Below are 22,575 nucleotides of genomic sequence, written 5' to 3'. Positions count from 1 at the left end.
GCGGGACTTAACCCAACATCTCACGACACGAGCTGACGACAACCATGCACCACCTGTCACTCTGCCCCCGAAGGGGACGTCCTATCTCTAGGATTGTCAGAGGATGTCAAGACCTGGTAAGGTTCTTCGCGTTGCTTCGAATTAAACCACATGCTCCACCGCTTGTGCGGGCCCCCGTCAATTCCTTTGAGTTTCAGTCTTGCGACCGTACTCCCCAGGCGGAGTGCTTAATGCGTTAGCTGCAGCACTAAGGGGCGGAAACCCCCTAACACTTAGCACTCATCGTTTACGGCGTGGACTACCAGGGTATCTAATCCTGTTCGCTCCCCACGCTTTCGCTCCTCAGCGTCAGTTACAGACCAGAGAGTCGCCTTCGCCACTGGTGTTCCTCCACATCTCTACGCATTTCACCGCTACACGTGGAATTCCACTCTCCTCTTCTGCACTCAAGTTCCCCAGTTTCCAATGACCCTCCCCGGTTGAGCCGGGGGCTTTCACATCAGACTTAAGAAACCGCCTGCGAGCCCTTTACGCCCAATAATTCCGGACAACGCTTGCCACCTACGTATTACCGCGGCTGCTGGCACGTAGTTAGCCGTGGCTTTCTGGTTAGGTACCGTCAAGGTACCGCCCTATTCGAACGGTACTTGTTCTTCCCTAACAACAGAGCTTTACGATCCGAAAACCTTCATCACTCACGCGGCGTTGCTCCGTCAGACTTTCGTCCATTGCGGAAGATTCCCTACTGCTGCCTCCCGTAGGAGTCTGGGCCGTGTCTCAGTCCCAGTGTGGCCGATCACCCTCTCAGGTCGGCTACGCATCGTTGCCTTGGTGAGCCGTTACCTCACCAACTAGCTAATGCGCCGCGGGTCCATCTGTAAGTGGTAGCCGAAGCCACCTTTTATGTTTGAACCATGCGGTTCAAACAACCATCCGGTATTAGCCCCGGTTTCCCGGAGTTATCCCAGTCTTACAGGCAGGTTACCCACGTGTTACTCACCCGTCCGCCGCTAACATCAGGGAGCAAGCTCCCATCTGTCCGCTCGACTTGCATGTATTAGGCACGCCGCCAGCGTTCGTCCTGAGCCAGGATCAAACTCTCCGATAAAGTAGTTTGACTGACTACGCACATCGCTGTGCGATTTTTAAAAACTGAATTAACAGGTACGTTTTGTCTTGTTTAGTTTTCAAAGATCATTTTGTTTGTCCGCTTTGTTAAAGCAACTTTATTAGTATACAACGTCACTTCTTCAAAGTCAACAACTTTTTTAAAAACTTTTGGTGGAGCCTAGCGGGATCGAACCGCTGACCTCCTGCGTGCAAAGCAGGCGCTCTCCCAGCTGAGCTAAGGCCCCATAAAAAAATGGTCGGGAAGACAGGATTCGAACCTGCGACCCCATGGTCCCAAACCATGTGCTCTACCAAGCTGAGCTACTTCCCGATTTCCTATCTATTCTATTAAAAGATATGGCGCGCCCGAGAGGAGTCGAACCCCTAACCTTTTGATCCGTAGTCAAACGCTCTATCCAATTGAGCTACGGGCGCAAAACATAATGCCGAGGGCCGGACTTGAACCGGCACGGTAGTCACCTACCGCAGGATTTTAAGTCCTGTGTGTCTGCCAATTCCACCACCCCGGCGTGGATGGTATAGTTGGAGCGGAAGACGGGATTCGAACCCGCGACCCCCACCTTGGCAAGGTGGTGTTCTACCACTGAACTACTTCCGCAGACAGGATGTCCAGTTTTTCTAACTGTTATCCTATATAATGCGGGTGAAGGGACTTGAACCCCCACGTCATAAAGACACTAGATCCTAAGTCTAGCGCGTCTGCCAATTCCGCCACACCCGCGTAAAATGGTGAGCCATGAAGGACTCGAACCTTCGACCCTCTGATTAAAAGTCAGATGCTCTACCAACTGAGCTAATGGCTCTTCTACAAGAGACTTGAGTATTATATCATATAAAAGTGGTGCCGGCAAGAGGACTTGAACCCCCAACCTACTGATTACAAGTCAGTTGCTCTACCAATTGAGCTACACCGGCATAATGGTGGAGGATGACGGGCTCGAACCGCCGACCCTCTGCTTGTAAGGCAGATGCTCTCCCAGCTGAGCTAATCCTCCATAATTGCACTAACGTGCAATTGCTTGGCGGCGTCCTACTCTCACAGGGGGAAACCCCCGACTACCATCGGCGCTGAAGAGCTTAACTTCCGTGTTCGGTATGGGAACGGGTGTGACCTCTTCGCTATCGCCACCAAACAAATTGAGAGTGTTCTCTCAAAACTAGATAACAGATGTGACATCATTCAAAAATATGGTTAAGTCCTCGATCGATTAGTATCTGTCAGCTCCATGTGTCGCCACACTTCCACCTCAGACCTATCAACCTGATCATCTTTCAGGGATCTTACTTCCTTGCGGAATGGGAAATCTCATCTTGAGGGGGGCTTCATGCTTAGATGCTTTCAGCACTTATCCCGTCCGCACATAGCTACCCAGCGATGCCCTTGGCAGAACAACTGGTACACCAGCGGTGCGTCCATCCCGGTCCTCTCGTACTAAGGACAGCTCCTCTCAAATTTCCTGCGCCCGCGACGGATAGGGACCGAACTGTCTCACGACGTTCTGAACCCAGCTCGCGTACCGCTTTAATGGGCGAACAGCCCAACCCTTGGGACCGACTACAGCCCCAGGATGCGATGAGCCGACATCGAGGTGCCAAACCTCCCCGTCGATGTGGACTCTTGGGGGAGATAAGCCTGTTATCCCCGGGGTAGCTTTTATCCGTTGAGCGATGGCCCTTCCATGCGGAACCACCGGATCACTAAGCCCGACTTTCGTCCCTGCTCGACTTGTAGGTCTCGCAGTCAAGCTCCCTTGTGCCTTTACACTCTGCGAATGATTTCCAACCATTCTGAGGGAACCTTTGGGCGCCTCCGTTACCTTTTAGGAGGCGACCGCCCCAGTCAAACTGCCCACCTGACACTGTCTCCCCGCCCGATAAGGGCGGCGGGTTAGAAGGTCAATACAGCCAGGGTAGTATCCCACCGATGCCTCCACCGAAGCTGGCGCTCCGGTTTCCAAGGCTCCTACCTATCCTGTACAAGCTGTACCAACATTCAATATCAGGCTGCAGTAAAGCTCCACGGGGTCTTTCCGTCCTGTCGCGGGTAACCTGCATCTTCACAGGTACTATAATTTCACCGAGTCTCTCGTTGAGACAGTGCCCAGATCGTTGCGCCTTTCGTGCGGGTCGGAACTTACCCGACAAGGAATTTCGCTACCTTAGGACCGTTATAGTTACGGCCGCCGTTTACTGGGGCTTCAATTCGCACCTTCGCTTACGCTAAGCGCTCCTCTTAACCTTCCAGCACCGGGCAGGCGTCAGCCCCTATACTTCGCCTTACGGCTTCGCAGAGACCTGTGTTTTTGCTAAACAGTCGCCTGGGCCTATTCACTGCGGCTCTCTCGGGCTTGCACCCTAACAGAGCACCCCTTCTCCCGAAGTTACGGGGTCATTTTGCCGAGTTCCTTAACGAGAGTTCTCTCGATCACCTTAGGATTCTCTCCTCGCCTACCTGTGTCGGTTTGCGGTACGGGCACCTCTCACCTCGCTAGAGGCTTTTCTTGGCAGTGTGGAATCAGGAACTTCGCTACTATATTTCGCTCGCCATCACAGCTCAGCCTTATGGGAAACGGATTTGCCTATTTCCCAGCCTAACTGCTTGGACGCGGATATCCAATACCGCGCTTACCCTATCCTCCTGCGTCCCCCCATTGCTCAAATGGTGAGGAGGTGGTACAGGAATATCAACCTGTTGTCCATCGCCTACGCCTTTCGGCCTCGGCTTAGGTCCCGACTAACCCTGAGCGGACGAGCCTTCCTCAGGAAACCTTAGGCATTCGGTGGAGGGGATTCTCACCCCTCTTTCGCTACTCATACCGGCATTCTCACTTCTAAGCGCTCCACCAGTCCTTCCGGTCTGGCTTCACAGCCCTTAGAACGCTCTCCTACCACTGTTCGAAGAACAGTCCGCAGCTTCGGTGATACGTTTAGCCCCGGTACATTTTCGGCGCAGAGTCACTCGACCAGTGAGCTATTACGCACTCTTTAAATGGTGGCTGCTTCTAAGCCAACATCCTGGTTGTCTAAGCAACTCCACATCCTTTTCCACTTAACGTATACTTTGGGACCTTAGCTGGCGGTCTGGGCTGTTTCCCTTTCGACTACGGATCTTATCACTCGCAGTCTGACTCCCAAGGATAAGTCATTGGCATTCGGAGTTTGACTGAATTCGGTAACCCGGTAGGGGCCCCTAGTCCAATCAGTGCTCTACCTCCAAGACTCTTACCTTGAGGCTAGCCCTAAAGCTATTTCGGAGAGAACCAGCTATCTCCAGGTTCGATTGGCATTTCACCCCTACCCACACCTCATCCCCGCACTTTTCAACGTGCGTGGGTTCGGGCCTCCATTCAGTGTTACCTGAACTTCACCCTGGACATGGGTAGATCACCTGGTTTCGGGTCTACGACCACGTACTCATGCGCCCTATTCAGACTCGCTTTCGCTGCGGCTCCGCATCTTCTGCTTAACCTTGCACGGGATCGTAACTCGCCGGTTCATTCTACAAAAGGCACGCCATCACCCGTTAACGGGCTCTGACTACTTGTAGGCACACGGTTTCAGGATCTCTTTCACTCCCCTTCCGGGGTGCTTTTCACCTTTCCCTCACGGTACTGGTTCACTATCGGTCACTAGGGAGTATTTAGCCTTGGGAGATGGTCCTCCCGGATTCCGACGGAATTTCACGTGTTCCGCCGTACTCAGGATCCACTCAGGAGAGAACGAAGTTTTGACTACAGGGCTGTTACCTCCTATGGCGGGCCTTTCCAGACCTCTTCATCTACCTCGTTCCTTTGTAACTCCGTACAGAGTGTCCTACAACCCCAAGAGGCAAGCCTCTTGGTTTGGGCTAATCCCGTTTCGCTCGCCGCTACTCAGGGAATCGCATTTGCTTTCTCTTCCTCCGGGTACTTAGATGTTTCAGTTCCCCGGGTCTGCCTTCTCATATCCTATGAATTCAGATATGGATACCACTCCATTACGAGTGGTGGGTTTCCCCATTCGGAAATCTCCGGATCAAAGCTTGCTTACAGCTCCCCGAAGCATATCGGTGTTCGTCCCGTCCTTCATCGGCTCCTAGTGCCAAGGCATCCACCGTGCGCCCTTTCTAACTTAACCGTTAAAAAGAATCACTATGTGATATCTTGTATTACTTGAATGTGATGTCTACTGTTATCTAGTTTTCAAAGAACACGTTTCGAAGGAATGATCCTTCAAAACTAAACAAGACAGGGAACGTTCTGTTTATAAGACCCAAGGTCTTATATTCCGTAAAATATCCTTAGAAAGGAGGTGATCCAGCCGCACCTTCCGATACGGCTACCTTGTTACGACTTCACCCCAATCATCTGTCCCACCTTCGGCGGCTGGCTCCTAAAAGGTTACCTCACCGACTTCGGGTGTTACAAACTCTCGTGGTGTGACGGGCGGTGTGTACAAGGCCCGGGAACGTATTCACCGCGGCATGCTGATCCGCGATTACTAGCGATTCCAGCTTCACGCAGTCGAGTTGCAGACTGCGATCCGAACTGAGAACAGATTTGTGGGATTGGCTTAACCTCGCGGTTTCGCTGCCCTTTGTTCTGTCCATTGTAGCACGTGTGTAGCCCAGGTCATAAGGGGCATGATGATTTGACGTCATCCCCACCTTCCTCCGGTTTGTCACCGGCAGTCACCTTAGAGTGCCCAACTGAATGCTGGCAACTAAGATCAAGGGTTGCGCTCGTTGCGGGACTTAACCCAACATCTCACGACACGAGCTGACGACAACCATGCACCACCTGTCACTCTGCCCCCGAAGGGGACGTCCTATCTCTAGGATTGTCAGAGGATGTCAAGACCTGGTAAGGTTCTTCGCGTTGCTTCGAATTAAACCACATGCTCCACCGCTTGTGCGGGCCCCCGTCAATTCCTTTGAGTTTCAGTCTTGCGACCGTACTCCCCAGGCGGAGTGCTTAATGCGTTAGCTGCAGCACTAAGGGGCGGAAACCCCCTAACACTTAGCACTCATCGTTTACGGCGTGGACTACCAGGGTATCTAATCCTGTTCGCTCCCCACGCTTTCGCTCCTCAGCGTCAGTTACAGACCAGAGAGTCGCCTTCGCCACTGGTGTTCCTCCACATCTCTACGCATTTCACCGCTACACGTGGAATTCCACTCTCCTCTTCTGCACTCAAGTTCCCCAGTTTCCAATGACCCTCCCCGGTTGAGCCGGGGGCTTTCACATCAGACTTAAGAAACCGCCTGCGAGCCCTTTACGCCCAATAATTCCGGACAACGCTTGCCACCTACGTATTACCGCGGCTGCTGGCACGTAGTTAGCCGTGGCTTTCTGGTTAGGTACCGTCAAGGTACCGCCCTATTCGAACGGCACTTGTTCTTCCCTAACAACAGAGCTTTACGATCCGAAAACCTTCATCACTCACGCGGCGTTGCTCCGTCAGACTTTCGTCCATTGCGGAAGATTCCCTACTGCTGCCTCCCGTAGGAGTCTGGGCCGTGTCTCAGTCCCAGTGTGGCCGATCACCCTCTCAGGTCGGCTACGCATCGTTGCCTTGGTGAGCCATTACCTCACCAACTAGCTAATGCGCCGCGGGTCCATCTGCAAGTGGTAGCCGAAGCCACCTTTTATGTTTGAACCATGCGGTTCAAACAACCATCCGGTATTAGCCCCGGTTTCCCGGAGTTATCCCAGTCTTACAGGCAGGTTACCCACGTGTTACTCACCCGTCCGCCGCTAACATCAGGGAGCAAGCTCCCATCTGTCCGCTCGACTTGCATGTATTAGGCACGCCGCCAGCGTTCGTCCTGAGCCAGGATCAAACTCTCCGATAAAGTAGTTTGACTGACTACGCACATCGCTGTGCGATTTTTAAAAACTGAATTAACAGGTACGTTTTGTCTTGTTTAGTTTTCAAAGATCATTTTGTTCACTTCGTTCAAGCGACTTTATTATTATAACTCGTTGACTCAGTGAAGTCAATAACTTTTTTTGAAGTTCTTTTTTTCGTTATCGCCTTGTTTAGCGGCAACGAATAATAATATACCACCTAGTAAATAATAGTGCAATAGTTTTTTTGAAGAAATACTAAGGGATTTAAAAAGAGCGGCATCCTTTCCCTATGGAGGATACCGCTCTTTTTTATTAGCGTTGTCTCATTTGCGGGAATAACAGCACATCGCGAATAGAAGGGGCATTCGTCAGCAGCATAACCAGACGGTCGATACCGATGCCTAAACCTCCTGTTGGCGGCATACCGTATTCCAGAGCTTCAACAAAGTCTTCATCCATTAAATGAGCTTCATCATTACCGGCTTCACGCTCTTTTAATTGCGCTTCAAAGCGTTCTCTTTGATCAATAGGATCATTCAGCTCTGTAAACGCGTTGGCATGTTCACGGCCAACGATAAACAGCTCAAAACGGTCTGTAAAACGCGGGTCCTCAGGGTTTTTCTTAGCAAGAGGAGAAATTTCTACAGGATGCCCGTAAATAAACGTTGGCTGAATAAGCGTTTCTTCAATTTTTTGTTCGAAGAATTCGTTGATGATATGGCCTACTGTCATAGAGTCTTTAATTTCTACTTCATGTTCTTTTGCATATTCACGCGCCTGCTCAACAGTAACCTCTTCCCAGAAATCAACGCCGGTCGCTTCTTTGACTGCGTCAACCATATGGATTCTTTTCCACTCCGGTTTAAGGTCGATTTGCTCTTCCCCGTATTGAATCGTAGTTGTGCCAAGCACTTCTTGGGCGATATGAGCGACAAGGTTTTCAGTTAAGCTCATGATATCTTTATAGTCCGCATATGCTTCATATAACTCAATCATTGTAAATTCAGGGTTATGGCGTGTAGAGACACCTTCGTTACGGAAAACACGGCCGATTTCATATACTTTTTCTAAACCGCCGACAATTAGACGTTTTAGGTGCAGTTCGATAGCAATACGCATATAGAGTGGAATGTCTAACGCGTTGTGGTGAGTGATAAACGGACGTGCAGAAGCTCCCCCAGGAATGCTGTGCATTGTAGGTGTTTCTACTTCTAAGTATCCATGATCATCAAGGTACCTTCTCATAGCTTGAATGATCTTGCTTCGTGTAATGAACGTATGTTTGCTGTCTGGGTTTACGATAAGATCCAGATAGCGCTGACGGTAGCGCTGCTCAACGTCTTTTAAACCATGGTATTTGTCAGGAAGCGGACGAAGCGCTTTTGTCAGCAATTCAAAGGAAGTTGCTTTAACAGACAATTCGCCTACATTTGTTTTGAAGACTTTTCCGGTTACGCCGATAAGATCACCGAGGTCAGAAGACTTGAAGATTTCATATTGGTCGTCACCGACACTGTCTTTTCTTACGTAGATTTGGATTTGGCCTTCTAAATCCTGAAGATGGGCAAAGCCGGCTTTTCCTTTGCCGCGTTTTGTCATCATGCGGCCTGCGATTGTAACTTCAATCGCTTTTTCTTCTAACTCTTCTTTGGTTAGATCTTGATATGCCGAAATAACTTCTTGAGACTGATGAGTTCTTTCAAAACGTGCGCCGAATGGATCGATGCCGTTATCTCTCAGCTGATTCATTTTATCGCGTCTGACTTGCAGCTGATCATTCAATTCTTCATGGTTATGCTCTTCTTGACTCATTGTTATCACTCCATTACAGATATTGTTTCATGAAAAAAGCAGAAAAACTGCCAGCGTAAAACTAGCAGTGAGCAGCAAATAGAGGTGAGTATTATCCTACTTTTGCATTTTGAAGCTCTTTTGCCTCAACTTCAACCGTAAATGCATCTAAAAGCTGTACAAACTCTTCTCTCGTCTCGCAATGATTGATTTCATTACGAACGTTCGCATTGCCTTTCACGCCTTTCAGATACCATGCAGCGTGCTTTCTCATTTCTCTTACCGCTACGTTTTCACCTTTTAAGTCAATCAGGCGGTCAAGATGCAGTTTGCATACGGCCATTTTTTCGCGTACTTGCGGCTCTTCTTTTAATTTACCTGTTTCAAGATACTGAACCGTACGGTAAATCATCCACGGGTTACCCAATGCAGCGCGTCCGATCATGACCCCGTCTACTCCTGTCTCATCGAGCATACGCTTAGCATCCTGCGGTGTCTTAACATCGCCGTTTCCGATAACCGGAATCGATACTGATTGTTTTACTTCTTTGATGATATCCCAGTTTGCCGTTCCTTCGTACATCTGCACTCTCGTACGGCCGTGAAGCGCCACTGCTTTACCGCCCGCACGTTCTACAGCCTGTGCATTTTTCACTGCGAAAATGTGGTCTTCATCCCAGCCCATTCTCATTTTCACTGTAACTGGCTTATTAACAGCATCCACTACTGCAGAAACCATTTCGTAAATCTTATCAGGATCGAGAAGCCATTTGGCTCCCGCATCGCATTTTGTAATCTTCGGCACGGGACATCCCATGTTAATATCAATGATATCAGCAGTTGTGTTTTGGTCTACAAACTTCGCCGCTTCCACAAGGGTTTCCTTTTTTCCTCCGAAAATTTGAAGGCTCAGTGGTTTCTCACGTTCATCAATATAAAGCATACCCATTGTTCTTGCATTGTTGTAAAGGATCGCTTTGTCACTGACCATTTCAGCGCATACCAATCCGGCTCCGAATTCCTTTACAGTCAATCTGAACGCAGAGTTGCAGACACCAGCCATAGGTGCGAGCACAACCCGGTTTTTCAATTGAATATCTCCGATTTTGAACAATTTTTCTCCTCCTTTCATTTGTTCTATTTTTCTGGCGGCGCCAATTCGTCCGCACTTATATTTAAAACATCTGCTGCATCTTGAATGATGGCAGCAGACGGCAATCGGTTTCCGCGTTCAATTTCGCCGAGAATAGAAACTGATATACCTAATGCTTTTGCAAATCCTTCTTGAGTATAACCTTTCAGCTTTCTGAATGCACGAATTCGTCTACCCCAGATTTCTGCTTCCATACTCTTACACCTTCTTGGTCTGTTTCGGCGCTTGTAGCCTCTTTTTCAACCTGCTGGCAAATTTCCGCAAGCGGCGCAAGGACAAACAAACGCTCATACATTCTCGGATGCGGAACAATTAGTTGCTCTGTTTCAATATTTTCACGATTAAATAACAAAATGTCAAGGTCTGCCGTCCGCGGCCCCCATCTTACTTCCCTTGTTCTGCCTAATTCATTTTCTATCTGCTGCGTCAGTTCAAGGAGTTCAAAAGGGTTCAATGATGTCTTGATTTCAACAGCCATATTCAAAAATTGAGCTTGATCTTCGTATCCGACCGGGTCAGTTTCGTAAATAGACGACACTTTAGTGACTGTCACCGCAGCATGCTGATGCAGTAAAGCCACTGCTTGCCTTAAATACGTTTCTCTATCTCCAATATTAGATCCAAGTGCAATATAAGCTATGTTGTTCATGACTTTTTTCTCGTAATTTCAATTGCTACTGATTTATAGTGTCCGGGAATTGGCGGGTCTGGCTTAATCACTTTCACCGTACATTGCTGAACAGGCTGAAATTTTCCGAGAACAGTGCCAGCAATACGTTCCGCCAGCGTTTCCACCAATTTCACAGGCTCCCCTTCCACGATATCTTTACATACGTGATAGAGCTCAGCATAGTTGATCGTTTGCTCAAGGTCGTCTGTCTGTCCAGCTTTGCTTAAATCCAGCTCAGCGGTTAAATCGACTTTAAACCGCTGGCCAAGTTTGTTTTCTTCTGTGAACACACCGTGATATCCGTAAAACTCCATACCTTCTACATAAACTTTATCCATGGTGCACCCCTCCCTTATTCAGCATCGCGTCCATCATTTTCGCCATTCTGGCAATTTGCTTTACATCATGGACCCTGACAATGTCACAGCCTTTTTGAATGCCGAGACACACAGTCGCGCCTGTGCCCTCAGCCCGCTCCTCAGGCGGAAGATCCAGAACACGTCCGATGAATCTTTTTCGGGAGGTTGCCAGAAGAACCGGATATCCCAATCCGCTGAAAATCTCTAGTTTGTTCATCACTGCCAAGTTATCGTGATAGGTTTTCGCGAAACCGATACCAGGATCAAGAATAATGTTCTTCTCGTCTACTCCGGCCTCAACAGCAATTTTTACACTCTCCATTAAGTCCGACAGCATATCCGGCAATAAGTCATTGTAGTTTCTTTCAGGGCGGTTATGCATGAGTACAATTGGAACATTATGTTCAGCTGCAACGGAAGCCATCTTCGGATCATGTTTGGCTCCCCAAATATCATTGATAATGGATGCACCGGCTTTCACTGCTTCATCTGCGACAGAAGCCTTGTACGTGTCTACAGAAATAGGAACACCAAGCTCTTTCGTAATCCGCTCAATCACCGGAATGACTCTGGACATCTCCTCATCCTCAGATACGCACTCAGCGCCAGGCCTTGTCGATTCCCCTCCAATATCAATGATATGGGCACCATCATCGATCATCTCTTTCGCGTGCAGCAGCGCCTTGTCCAAGCTGTCATATTTTCCGCCGTCCGAGAAAGAGTCAGGCGTTACGTTTAAAATTCCCATCACCAGCGTCTTCTCTTTATATGATAAAGCGCTGGGCTTAGTGTGGATTACTTGTGTTTGATCTATTGTGTGCTGCGCCATGCTCTTCCTCCCTTTTCATGAATCATGTTCTTTATTTCTTTTTTGTATAACAATTGAAGAGCGGAGGTTGCTTCTCCGCTTTGGCTTCCATAGTTTACTTCTTCTATTTTAGTAAACGGGATGATTTCAAGAACCGAGTTCGTCATCCACGCTTCGTCAGCTGTCAAGAGAGCTTCTAGCTCATATCGGCCCGTTTTGAGCTCCAGGCCGATATCCTTTGCATTTTCTATGATAAAACGTCTCGTGACGCCGTCCAGAATACCGGTATCAAGCGATGGCGTATAGATACAGCGACCTTTTCTCCAGAAGACATTAGATATGATACCCTCTGCAACAGCTCCATCCTCCGTTAAGAAAATTCCCTCGACACGCGGATCATTTCCAATTTCCCGTTTCGCATACATATTATTTAGATAATGATGAGATTTTAACCGGAACGATCCCTCTGGAGTGTTTCTCCGTATCGATAAAACCTTTCCTTCTTTTTGCAAAGGAAGACTTTCTGGTTTCAGCTGATTCACAAAGCATAAAACGGTGGGCTTATCGTACGTCTGGGCGACAAAGCCTTTATCGCTGATTCCCGCTGATATGTTCAGTCTGACGCGGGCATTGCCATCCTTGATATCATTTAGCTTAAGCAGCTTGTCCAGCATCTCAAGGATCTCATGCTTTGAAACAGTATATTCGATTTGCAGATCCTTAAGCGCGCGTTCAAGCCTCTCTATATGCCAATCAAGCAAAAACGGGCAGCCTTCGTAGAGCCTGAAGGTTTCGAAAACACCGATCCCATATAAAAACCCATGGTCAAAAGGAGAAAGAACTGCATCTTTCTCCTCCATATACCGGCCGTTCACATATATCATCACGCAATAACTTCCTTGCGATATGTCTCAATAAAATTTCTGAGCATTTCTTTCCCAAAGGAGGTCATAATAGACTCTGGGTGAAATTGCACACCCTCTATCGGGAGGTCATTGTGGCGAATAGCCATGATTTCTCCTTCTTTCGTTTGTGCTGTTACTGTAAAACAGCTTGGCAGCGTCTCAGGTTTTACGATCAGCGAGTGGTATCGCGTCGCAACAAGGGGATTTTTCAACCCTTCAAAAATGGTTTTGCCGTCATGCTCGATATCCGAGGTTTTCCCGTGCATAAGCCGTTCTGCCCTAACAACATCACCACCGAACACTTGTGCGATGGACTGATGTCCGAGACATACACCGAAAATAGGAATTTTCCCTGCGAAATGTTTAATTGCTTCGAGGCTGATTCCCGCCTCATCAGGGCTGCACGGTCCGGGAGATATCATCAGAAAGTCCGGAGACAGTTCTTCAATTTCATCGATTGTGATGCTGTCATTGCGTTTCACAACCAGCTCTTCCCCAAGCTCGCCCAAATACTGTACCAAGTTGTACGTGAATGAATCGTAGTTATCAATCATTAAAATCATTTCTCCGCTCACCTCATCTAATTTTTGTCTCTTCTTCGCTCAGCTCTAATGCTCTTTGCATCGCAAAAGCTTTTTTGAATGATTCCTTGTATTCGTGCTTCGGAACAGAATCAATCACAACTCCTGCACCGGACTGCATAAATGCCTGCCCTCCGGTTGCATAAATGGTTCGAATGACGATATTAAACTGCAGATCGTGATTATATCCAAACCATCCTATAGATCCAGTATAAAGCCCTCGGCGTGTCGGCTCAAGTTCTTCTATAATTTCCATCGTTCTTACTTTCGGTGCACCAGTAATGGTTCCTCCGGGAAACACAGCATGAATAATATCTACAGCATCATACCCATCCTGCAGTTCACCTTGGACATTAGACACAATGTGCATCACATGCGAGTATTTTTCAATTGCCATGAATTCATTTACGCGCACAGACCCGTAACGTGATACTCTTCCCAGATCATTTCGCTCAAGATCAACCAGCATGACATGTTCCGCGCGTTCTTTTTCATTGTGTATCAATTCGTTTGCAAGCGCCTCGTCTTCTTCATTTGTTTTCCCTCTGGAACGGGTGCCCGCAATCGGTCTCGTCTCTAATAGCTTGCCCTTTTTGCTGACAAGCAGTTCAGGCGATCCGCAAATGATTTGGAAATCAGGTGTTTCTAAATACGCCATATAAGGAGAAGGATTTACTTCTCTCAAGGTTTTGTAAATTTGATATGGGTGGACAGACAGTGACTGTGACTGCCTTATTGATAGATTGACTTGAAACACATCTCCGCTGGCAATGTATTGTTTGATTTTCTCTACAGCTTGTGAGAACCCATCCTCGGTAAATGGCGCCGCGAAAGAACCAGCTGTTTCAGGCTTCATCTCTCGCGAAGTGACAGCGGGAAGCTCAGTCAACCACATCTGCTCTAACTCAGATAGCTTCACATCCGCTGTTTCCTGATCAGAACCATTAACATGAGTAATCAGCCATAGAGACTCTTCTTGATGGTCATAAACTGCTATATCATCAAAAACAAGAAAATAAATATCTGGTGTTTCTAAATCATCTAATGAGAGCATTTTAAAATTTTCAATGTACCGTGCGTAATCATAGCTGAGAAACCCGATTGCCCCGCCTTGAAAGTCAGGGAACTCATGATTCGTTTCTGTTTCCAGTGTTTTAAACCAGCTGTGGAAGGCCCGTAATGGATCACCTTCTTTAAACAGCATCTCATCACCATGCTTAATTGTAGTTATTCCGTCTTTTCCTTTCACAGTCGCAATTGGATCAAGACCGGCTATACTATATCTGCCGCCTCTTGCACTTTCGAGAAGTACATGATGTTTCCGGGATTGCGCAAGTTTCTCAAATTGTTGTAAGAATGAGTCTTTTTGAAAAGGTATTTTTTTGCCTGCCGGTCTGCGTTGTGCCATTTGTATCATTCCTCTATTTTCTTTTTTACTTGTTTTTAATTGTAAAGCAATGTTGTTAGTGAAAAAAGTGAATTTCTCTTCCAAGAATAACATTCGTCGCAGACATGGCATATTTGATGCACGAAATATAAAAAAACTCCCGGCGAACCGGGAGTTTTGGCTTTTTTTAATCGAATTGGTACAGCGGCGTGCTTAGATAACGTTCGCCGTTACTTGGAATGATGGCCAATACTTTTTTGCCTTTTCCGAGTTTTTTTGCTACTTGAAGAGCAGCATAAATTGCCGCACCTGATGAGATGCCTCCGAGAATTCCTTCTTCACGTGCAGCTCTGCGGGCATATTCGAATGCTTCTTCATTCTTCACAGGGAAGATTTCATCATATACTTCAGTGTTTAAGATGTCCGGCACGAATCCTGCTCCGATTCCCTGAATTTTGTGGGGGCCTGGTTTTCCTCCTGAAAGCACTGGGGAATCTGACGGTTCAACAGCATAAATCTTGATGGAAGGGTATGCTTCCTTCAGCACTTCGCCCGCTCCCGTAATCGTTCCGCCCGTTCCGATTCCGGCTACAAATGCGTCAAGCTGATCATCACCGAATTGCTCAACGATTTCTTTACCCGTTGTTTGGCGGTGAATTTCGGGGTTAGAAGGGTTGTTAAACTGCTGCGGCACAAAGTATCCGTGCTTTTCAGCAAGCTCTTCAGCTTTCTTAATAGCACCTTTCATGCCTTCCGCACCAGGAGTCAGCACAAGCTCAGCACCATATGCGCGAAGAAGGTTGCGGCGCTCCATGCTCATTGTATCAGGCATAACCAAAATGGCTTTTAATCCTTTAGCAGCAGCAACCATTGCAAGCCCGATTCCAGTATTTCCGCTTGTCGGTTCAATGATTGTATTACCGGCTTTTAATTTTCCTTCTTTTTCAGCCGCTTCAATCATAGCTAAACCGATACGGTCTTTTACACTGCTTCCAGGGTTCATGTATTCAAGTTTTAGATATACATCCGCACTGTTTTCATCTGCAAGGCGATTTAATTTAACGATTGGCGTATTCCCAATTAATTCAGTAATGGAGTTTGCTACACGTACCATTCTCGACACCTCAATTTCCGACTATTTGTATTGGTATTATGTATATAATCTATCAATTTCAAAATTTTTTGTCAATCACTTAGTACTTTTTTCCCCATAAAACCAAGATACATCGGCTTCTTTCCAAAGTGTCTTAACTGTCGCTTTATCGCCTAGCTGATCCATTGCGATTTGCCGTCTGATCTGGTCCTTTACTTCATCAAATGAGAACGTTCTTGCCTTTAGTTTTTCTTTCAGCTGGATAATGGCATATCCGTTGCTGACCTTTATTGGTTCCTGAGACCATTCATCCTCTTTGAGTGTTTTCGCCTCTTCAATGTATGCTGATGGAATGTTGTCTGATGCCTCTGTGACAAAACCTAAATCTCCGCCGTATGGTGATGTATATCTGTCTGTAGATCTTTCGGCAGCGACAGCTTCAAAGCTTGATCCGCCTTTCAGTTCTTTCAGGACTTCTCTTGCTTCTTCTTCATCTTTTACAACAATGTGCCGAATTCGATACGAATCATCAAACTGATATAGTTCCTTATTTTTATTATAGAATGATTCCAATTCTTTGTTTGAGATATCGATATCCCTTGTTAACAAATCCTCAAGGAGGATATTATAACGAATTTGGTCTTTCCACTCTTTCTCCGTCGTATGTTCATCTTCGTAAAAGGAATTATTGACCGCTTTAATCAGCAAAAACTCACGATCAACTTCGCTTTTGGATATTTTAAGTTTGTTCTTTTTAGCCAGCTGCTCAACAACTCGGACATTGATCATATCTTCAAGCGTTGACTTACCATACTGATCTTCCATTTCTTTCAGCCATTCTTCTCTTGTCACACTCTTGCCTCCGATAGTCGCAATAGACTCACCGGATGACGATGCGCCGGCTTGGGATTTCGTCAGCGTATATGCAACAGCAATACAGCAAACCAACAGCGCCCCTAAAATAATGGTCCAGATTGTTCTTGATTTCAAACCTGCTTTCAGCCCCTTTTCTCAAATTAAAAACCCGCTAAAGAGCTTAGCGGGTAGTTTGGTCACGAAGCCCTTCCAGCTCTTCTTTTGTAAATAAGTACTTTTCATTACAAAAATGGCATACTGCTTCGGCTTGTCCATCTTCTTCTATCATATCTTGAATTTCTTTTTTGCCTAGTCCTAAAATGGCTGTTTCGAACCGTTCTTTTGAACAAGGGCAATGGAATCTGACAGGCATCGTTTCCAAAATCTCAGGTTTCTCGCCTAGGACTTCTTCTAAAATTTCTTCTGGTGTCAGCCCTTTTTGGATGAGCTTAGAAATCGGCTCTACTTGAGATAGACGCTGTTCAATTTTTGTGATTGTTTCATCATCTGTTCCCGGCATCAGCTGAATAATAAAGCCCCCTGCCGCAAGAATGGTATTGTCAGGATTTACGAGCACACCTACGCCCACTGATGAAGGAACCTGCTCAGATGACACAAGATAGTAAGTAAAATCATCTCCTAATTCTCCTGAAACGATTTCTACTTGTCCTGTGAAGAACTCGCGCAAACCTAAATCTTTTACGACACTTAACGTTCCGTTTGTTCCAACCGCACGTCTGACATCAAGCTTACCTTGTTCATTTAAATCAAAATGAACTTGCGGGTTAGAGACATAGGCTCTGACTTCTCCTTTGGCATTGGCATCAGCTACAATAGCTCCGATCGGACCTCCGCCCTCGATTTTCACGGTCAGCTTATCATCGCCCTTCAGCATAGCGCCGAGCATAAGTGAAGCTGTCATTGTACGGCCTAGTGCAGCGGATGCTGTCGGCCACGTACCATGGCGTCTCTGCCCCTCATTTACCATATCAGTCGTTCTCGCTGCATAAGCCCGAACTTTTCCGTCATACGCAAGTGCTTTTACTAAATAATCCATTACTAAACCTCCTATACACTTCCTACGCGGTTTCTTTCATAAATCAATTCCAGCCCTTTTAGGGTTAAGAATGGATCAACGATGTCTATACAATCTGATTCGTTCGCAATGAGCGGCGCCAGGCCTCCTGTCGCAATGACCTTTGGTTCCTGTTTTGCCTGCCATTTCATTCGCTTAACGATTCCTTCCACTTGGCCGACATAGCCAAATAAAATTCCAGATTGCATCGCGCTAACAGTGTTTTTTCCGATAATATTGTCGGGCCGGGTGATTTCGATACGAGGAAGCTTTGCTGCACGCGAGTAAAGCGCCTCTGTCGAAATTGTAATCCCAGGGGCAATCGCCCCGCCCATGTATTGTTTGTTTTCATCAATATAGCAGTACGTTGTGGCGGTTCCGAAATCGACAACAATTAATGGATTGCCGTACAAGTGTATCGCAGCGACAGCATTTACGATTCTGTCTGCCCCTACTTCTTTCGGATTGTCATATTTTATATTTAAACCGGTTTTCATACCTGGACCAACAATTTGAGGCTCGATATGAAAGTATTTTGTGCACATTCTTTCTAACGCAAACATGATTGGCGGCACTACTGACGAAATAATAATGCCATCTATCTGTTCAAACATAAGCCCGGAGTGATCAAATAAGGAGCGCAAAATCATCCCAAACTCATCTTCTGTTTTATGCCTGCTTGTTTCTATACGCCAGTGATATTCTAATTTTCCATCATGATATACACCAAGTACAGTATTGGTGTTCCCCACATCGATAACCAGTAACAACCTCTATCACCACTTTTGAATAGTTTCTCTACTTTACTTTTTACAAACATTCTACAATACCATACACGATCAGCGGCTCATTTGTAAACAAATCGATACCAGAATTGGATGATTGTAAAAGCCGCAGCTGAGCCAATCATTTACATAAAAAAACTGCCAGCGTCAGCCGGCAGTTTTTTTAGAAAGAAAGCGAATTACTCTTTCGTATCGTCTTTCTTTTCTTCTGTTTTTGTCAGAATGTTTACTTTCACATCATCGTTCTTTTCATCATCTGAGAAATTACGCTCAGGTAATGTTCCATGATCGATAAGGTGTTTGATTTGTTCAGCGTCAAGCGTTTCAACTTTCAGAAGCGTTTGGGCAATCAATTCAAGCTTGTCACGATTTTCAGTCAGGATTTGTTTCGCACGCTCATAACATTCTTTGATGATGCGCTGAATTTCCTGATCAATTTCGTAAGCGATTTGATCACTGTAGTTCTGTTCGTTGTTGAAATCACGGCCTAAGAATACCTGACCGCCCTGAGACTGTCCAAATTGCAACGGTCCCAGTTTTTCTGACATACCGAATTCTGTAACCATTCGTCTTGCAATATTCGTCGCACGCTGGAAGTCATTGTGCGCCCCTGTGCTGACTTCACCGAAGATAATCTCTTCAGCAACACGTCCGCCCAAGAGGCCGACAATTTTATCAAGCAGCTCCGGCTTTGTTTGGAAATAACGGTCTTCTCTTGGCAGCATAACAGCATAACCGCCAGCCTGGCCCCGAGGAACAATCGTTACTTTATGAACCATATCTGCCTCATCTAAAACGAGACCGATAACGGTGTGTCCGCCTTCGTGATAAGCCACGATATTGCGTTCTTTCTTGGAGATAACGCGGCTCTTCTTAGCGGGTCCGGCAATTACACGGTCCGTCGCTTCGTCAATATCACGCGCATCGATTTTTTTCTTGTTTTGACGAGCCGCTACAAGCGCAGCTTCATTCAAGAGGTTTTCTAAGTCAGCGCCTGAGAAGCCTGGTGTTCTCATGGCAATTGATTTTAGGTTAACCGTTTCATCCAGCGGTTTGTTTCTCGCATGGACTTTCAATACAGCTTCACGGCCAATGACATCTGGGCGGTCCACTGTGATTTGACGGTCAAAACGTCCCGGACGAAGTAAGGCTGGGTCCAAGATGTCCGCACGGTTCGTCGCAGCAATGATGATAATTCCTTCATTAGCGCTGAATCCGTCCATTTCAACAAGCAATTGGTTTAGCGTCTGTTCACGTTCATCGTGTCCACCGCCGAGACCAGCGCCACGCTGGCGTCCGACTGCGTCAATTTCATCAATGAAGATCAAACAAGGCGCATTCTTTTTCGCATTTTCAAACAAGTCACGCACACGGGAAGCACCGACCCCTACAAACATTTCAACGAAATCAGATCCGCTGATGCTGAAGAAAGGTACGCCGGCTTCTCCTGCACAAGCCTTGGCAAGCAATGTTTTACCGGTACCCGGAGGTCCGACTAAAAGCACGCCTTTCGGTATTCTGGCGCCGAGCTCGGCAAACTTGCGGGGATCTTTCAGAAACTCAACAACTTCAACAAGTTCTTGCTTTTCTTCGTCAGCCCCTGCAACGTCTTTAAATTTGACGCGTTTCTTTTCCTCTGTATACAGCTTCGCTTTACTCTTGCCAAAGTTCATGACACGGCTGCCGCCGCCTTGAGCCTGATTGAGCAGGAAGAAAAACAGAATAAAGATAATGACAAATGGGATGATGGTCGTCAGGAACGTCACCCATCCGCTTGTTTCTTGCGCGGGCTCAACCTTTACGTCTGTCTTTTTCAAAGCGTTAAATATCTGGTCTGCTCCCTTTCCTTCAGGAACATGAGTCAAAAAGTATTGATCTTTGTCGTAGTTTTTCAGCTGCCCTTTTACCTCATAAACACCTCTGACAGGCTGAACCGATACGCTATCAACTTTCCCGTCATCCAGGTTTTTGATGAACGTACTGTACGACATATTTTCTGTTTTCGGATTTGAGGTCTGGAAGTAGCTCACAACCCCGATTACTACTAATAAAATAAGTAAATAAAAAATGGTATTACGGAAGACCCGATTCATTCCTTACCTCCTCCCACAGTAAGCACAACTATGTTCAATAGTACCATAGAAAATCATTCCAATACAAACAATAACCATCTCGGAAGCAGGCTGCCGATCAGCTTTCATAAACTGCCGGTTTTAACACTCCGATATAAGGCAGATTGCGATAGCGCTCAGCATAATCAAGTCCGTAACCCACTACAAACGCGTCAGGAACTTCAAAACCGACAAAGTCTGCTTTGATGTCCGCTTTTCTTCCGCTCGGTTTATCCAAAAGGGTAACAATCTTAATTGATTTTGCTTTACGGTATCGGAAGAGCTCTACGAGATAACTTAAGGTTAACCCACTGTCGATGATATCTTCAATAATTAAGATGTCCCGGCCCTCTACAGATGTATCCAAATCTTTAATGATTTTTACTTCTCCAGAAGAAACCGTAGAATTTCCGTAGCTTGATACATCCATGAAATCCATTTCCAAATATGTATCAATATGCTTGATAAGATCCGCCATAAAAGGAAGTGCTCCTTTTAACACACCGATTGCCAACGGAAATGTATCTTGATACTCGCTCGTTAATTCTGCACCTAACTCTTTTACTTTCTTTTGTATCTCTTCCTCTGAGATCAGTACTTTCTCGATATCATGTTTCATCATGATTTTGCTTGCCCCCTACACTTTTCATGCTGTCTATATTGTAATACAATGCGGTCGCTGTTTGGAATCACAAGATCTTCAAAAATTGATTTTTTCAAGCCAGGTATCCAGATAATTTCACCGCTTGCGTCCGTCACAATCGGCCAGTTGTCTCTTTCTTGGAGAGGCAATTTCTTATCAATAAATATATCCTTTACCTTTTTTGAGCCGTTCATCCCTTTTAGTTTGATCCGGTCTCCAGCTTTTCTCGTCCGGATTGTTAAGGGAAATCGCACCTTTTTTTCACTTGTGATAAAAACAGCATTCCCATGTTCTTCAGGCGAGTCCGCATAATGCCTTGCCTCTATCAGATATCCATTAGGGAGCACTGCCGTTTCATCAGCAGCTCCGCTAATTTGGTATTCAAAGGGAACATTTTTGCACTGCCATTGTTCAAATGTAAACAAACATGTCTGATATGATTTGACCACCTTCAGCCCTTTCGGAAAGTCCAGTACTCCTGAAGGACCGCCATTTTCCGCCCAATCGAGAAACTGCTGAATGTGATGGGCTGAAAAGGATGATGGAACGTTTTCATAAAGATAGTTTAATATTAGTTGAACTCCTCTTCTTTGTAAAGGCATCGGGAGGGCAAGCAATTGAGAGGAATTGATTTCAACTGATGTATTAGACTGGCTTGTGATTACTTTATTCATTTCATCTTTCGTTAATGACTGTAAGAATTGCTCATCTTCCGTCAGTGCTTCACTCACTTTCTGAAACCTTTTATGCACATCCGGAGATTCCTGCTTCAAAAACGGGAGCACTGTTTTTCTGAATCTGTTTCTTGTGTAGTCATCTTTGGCGTTGCTTTCATCCGTCCGGTAGCTCAAGCCGTTTTCATGGCAATAGTGAAGGATCTCTTCCTTTGTAATGGTTAAGAACGGCCTGATGATCCGCCCTGTCCCAAAACGTCTAACCGGCTGCATTCCCGCAAGTCCCGTTCCAAGCGTACCCTTAGCCAGTTTCATAAGCATTGTTTCAACCTGGTCATCACCATGATGCGCAAGAGCCAGATAGTCCGCTTGGTGCTTCGACATGATTTCCTCAAAAAACTGGTAGCGGCAATCGCGTGCTGCAGCCTGCTTATTGAGTCCTTTTTCCTGTGCATATGCGGTTACATTGATTTGAGCCGTTTCGCACACGAGCTGTTCAGCTTTACAATAAGCTTGGACAAAACGCATGTCCTCCTCGGATTCCGCACCTCTGAACCGATGGTCAACGTGAGCTGCAATAACATTCGCTGAACGGCCGCATAACGTATGCAACGCGTGAAGAAGAGCCATTGAGTCCGGACCGCCGGAAACGCCTACAATGATTGTCGCCCCTTTTAACGTAAGATTGTGTTTGTTTAAAAAATCTTTGACACTTTTCACAAT

General features: G+C 46.4%; 16 protein-coding genes, 9 tRNA genes and 4 rRNA genes (1 of these 29 only partly in view). All 29 read right to left on the bottom strand.

What is annotated here, in order from left to right; genetic code table 11:
* A ribosomal RNA-16S gene (gene rrnW-16S, locus BSU_rRNA_9) occupies positions 1-1,109 on the bottom strand; it reaches 445 nt to the left of the window's first position.
* 170 nt (positions 1,110-1,279) lie between these two features.
* Positions 1,280-1,355 (bottom strand) — tRNA-Ala (gene trnJ-Ala, locus BSU_tRNA_20).
* A 9-nt stretch (positions 1,356-1,364) separates the two neighbouring features.
* Positions 1,365-1,441 (bottom strand) — tRNA-Pro (gene trnJ-Pro / locus BSU_tRNA_19).
* Between the two features lie 27 nt (positions 1,442-1,468).
* Positions 1,469-1,545, bottom strand: a tRNA-Arg gene (trnJ-Arg, locus tag BSU_tRNA_18).
* A 9-nt stretch (positions 1,546-1,554) separates the two neighbouring features.
* Positions 1,555-1,640 (bottom strand) — tRNA-Leu (gene trnJ-Leu2 / locus BSU_tRNA_17).
* Between the two features lie 14 nt (positions 1,641-1,654).
* Positions 1,655-1,729 (bottom strand) — tRNA-Gly (gene trnJ-Gly, locus BSU_tRNA_16).
* Between the two features lie 40 nt (positions 1,730-1,769).
* Positions 1,770-1,852 (bottom strand) — tRNA-Leu (gene trnJ-Leu1, locus BSU_tRNA_15).
* Positions 1,853-1,858: 6 nt separating this feature from the next.
* Positions 1,859-1,934 (bottom strand) — tRNA-Lys (trnJ-Lys, locus tag BSU_tRNA_14).
* 36 nt (positions 1,935-1,970) lie between these two features.
* Positions 1,971-2,046: transfer RNA gene (trnJ-Thr, locus tag BSU_tRNA_13), tRNA-Thr, on the bottom strand.
* Positions 2,047-2,050: 4 nt separating this feature from the next.
* Positions 2,051-2,126, bottom strand: a tRNA-Val gene (gene trnJ-Val / locus BSU_tRNA_12).
* Between the two features lie 20 nt (positions 2,127-2,146).
* Positions 2,147-2,264 (bottom strand): ribosomal RNA-5S (gene rrnJ-5S / locus BSU_rRNA_8).
* A 55-nt stretch (positions 2,265-2,319) separates the two neighbouring features.
* Positions 2,320-5,247 (bottom strand): ribosomal RNA-23S (rrnJ-23S, locus tag BSU_rRNA_7).
* A gap of 164 nt (positions 5,248-5,411) precedes the next feature.
* Positions 5,412-6,965, bottom strand: a ribosomal RNA-16S gene (rrnJ-16S, locus tag BSU_rRNA_6).
* Together the 16S, 23S and 5S rRNA genes with 9 tRNA genes alongside form the textbook arrangement of a ribosomal RNA operon.
* A 309-nt stretch (positions 6,966-7,274) precedes the next feature.
* Entirely contained in the window at positions 7,275-8,774 is a 1,500-nt protein-coding gene (gene lysS / locus BSU_00820) for a lysyl-tRNA synthetase (protein ID NP_387963.1), read from the bottom strand.
* Between the two features lie 91 nt (positions 8,775-8,865).
* A complete protein-coding gene (dusB, locus tag BSU_00810; RefSeq protein NP_387962.1) occupies positions 8,866-9,867 on the bottom strand; it encodes a tRNA-dihydrouridine synthase B in 1,002 nt (333 codons plus the stop codon).
* A 23-nt stretch (positions 9,868-9,890) separates the two neighbouring features.
* Positions 9,891-10,100: a putative transcriptional regulator gene (gene yazB, locus BSU_00800; RefSeq protein NP_387961.1), complete on the bottom strand. Its 210-nt coding sequence runs from the start codon at positions 10,098-10,100 to the stop codon at positions 9,891-9,893.
* Positions 10,052-10,555, bottom strand: a complete 504-nt coding sequence (folK, locus tag BSU_00790; RefSeq protein NP_387960.1) for a 7,8-dihydro-6-hydroxymethylpterin pyrophosphokinase — start codon at positions 10,553-10,555, stop codon at positions 10,052-10,054. The genes yazB and folK overlap by 49 nt, the downstream gene beginning before the upstream one ends.
* Positions 10,552-10,914, bottom strand: a complete 363-nt coding sequence (gene folB, locus BSU_00780) for a dihydroneopterin aldolase (protein ID NP_387959.1) — start codon at positions 10,912-10,914, stop codon at positions 10,552-10,554. Before folB ends, folK begins: the two co-directional genes overlap by 4 nt.
* The gene (gene folP / locus BSU_00770; protein ID NP_387958.1) at positions 10,907-11,764 is read right to left on the bottom strand and encodes a dihydropteroate synthase; all 858 of its coding nucleotides are present in this window, start codon (positions 11,762-11,764) and stop codon (positions 10,907-10,909) included. Before folP ends, folB begins: the two co-directional genes overlap by 8 nt.
* A complete protein-coding gene (pabC, locus tag BSU_00760; RefSeq protein ID NP_387957.1) occupies positions 11,746-12,627 on the bottom strand; it encodes a 4-amino-4-deoxychorismate pyruvate-lyase in 882 nt (293 codons plus the stop codon). The genes folP and pabC overlap by 19 nt, the downstream gene beginning before the upstream one ends.
* Positions 12,627-13,211, bottom strand: coding sequence for a 4-amino-4-deoxychorismate synthase; anthranilate synthase (subunit II) (gene pabA, locus BSU_00750; protein NP_387956.1), 585 nt, complete (start codon positions 13,209-13,211; stop codon positions 12,627-12,629). Before pabA ends, pabC begins: the two co-directional genes overlap by 1 nt.
* Before the next feature lie 13 nt (positions 13,212-13,224).
* On the bottom strand, positions 13,225-14,637 hold the full coding sequence (gene pabB / locus BSU_00740; RefSeq protein NP_387955.1) for a 4-amino-4-deoxychorismate synthase (para-aminobenzoate synthase): 1,413 nt from the start codon (positions 14,635-14,637) through the stop codon (positions 13,225-13,227).
* A 166-nt stretch (positions 14,638-14,803) separates the two neighbouring features.
* Positions 14,804-15,730, bottom strand: coding sequence for a cysteine synthase (gene cysK, locus BSU_00730; protein NP_387954.1), 927 nt, complete (start codon positions 15,728-15,730; stop codon positions 14,804-14,806).
* 75 nt (positions 15,731-15,805) lie between these two features.
* The gene (gene yacD / locus BSU_00720; protein ID NP_387953.1) at positions 15,806-16,699 is read right to left on the bottom strand and encodes a putative protein chaperone accessory lipoprotein factor; all 894 of its coding nucleotides are present in this window, start codon (positions 16,697-16,699) and stop codon (positions 15,806-15,808) included.
* A 46-nt stretch (positions 16,700-16,745) separates the two neighbouring features.
* Positions 16,746-17,621: a disulfide bond chaperone (heat shock protein HSP33) gene (gene hslO, locus BSU_00710; RefSeq protein ID NP_387952.1), complete on the bottom strand. Its 876-nt coding sequence runs from the start codon at positions 17,619-17,621 to the stop codon at positions 16,746-16,748.
* An 11-nt stretch (positions 17,622-17,632) separates the two neighbouring features.
* Entirely contained in the window at positions 17,633-18,409 is a 777-nt protein-coding gene (gene coaX, locus BSU_00700) for a pantothenate kinase type III (protein ID NP_387951.2), read from the bottom strand.
* A 194-nt stretch (positions 18,410-18,603) separates the two neighbouring features.
* On the bottom strand, positions 18,604-20,517 hold the full coding sequence (gene ftsH / locus BSU_00690) for an ATP-dependent cytoplasmic membrane protease (RefSeq protein ID NP_387950.1): 1,914 nt from the start codon (positions 20,515-20,517) through the stop codon (positions 18,604-18,606).
* A 97-nt stretch (positions 20,518-20,614) separates the two neighbouring features.
* Complete coding sequence (hprT, locus tag BSU_00680) at positions 20,615-21,157, bottom strand: hypoxanthine-guanine phosphoribosyltransferase (RefSeq protein NP_387949.1); 543 nt, start codon at positions 21,155-21,157, stop codon at positions 20,615-20,617.
* Entirely contained in the window at positions 21,154-22,572 is a 1,419-nt protein-coding gene (gene tilS / locus BSU_00670) for a tRNA(ile2) lysidine synthetase (protein NP_387948.1), read from the bottom strand. Before tilS ends, hprT begins: the two co-directional genes overlap by 4 nt.
* Positions 22,573-22,575 lie beyond the last annotated feature (3 nt).

Source organism: Bacillus subtilis subsp. subtilis str. 168 (assembly GCF_000009045.1).
GTDB classification, from domain to species: domain Bacteria; phylum Bacillota; class Bacilli; order Bacillales; family Bacillaceae; genus Bacillus; species Bacillus subtilis.
This window is presented reverse-complemented; position numbering and strand designations above follow the sequence as displayed.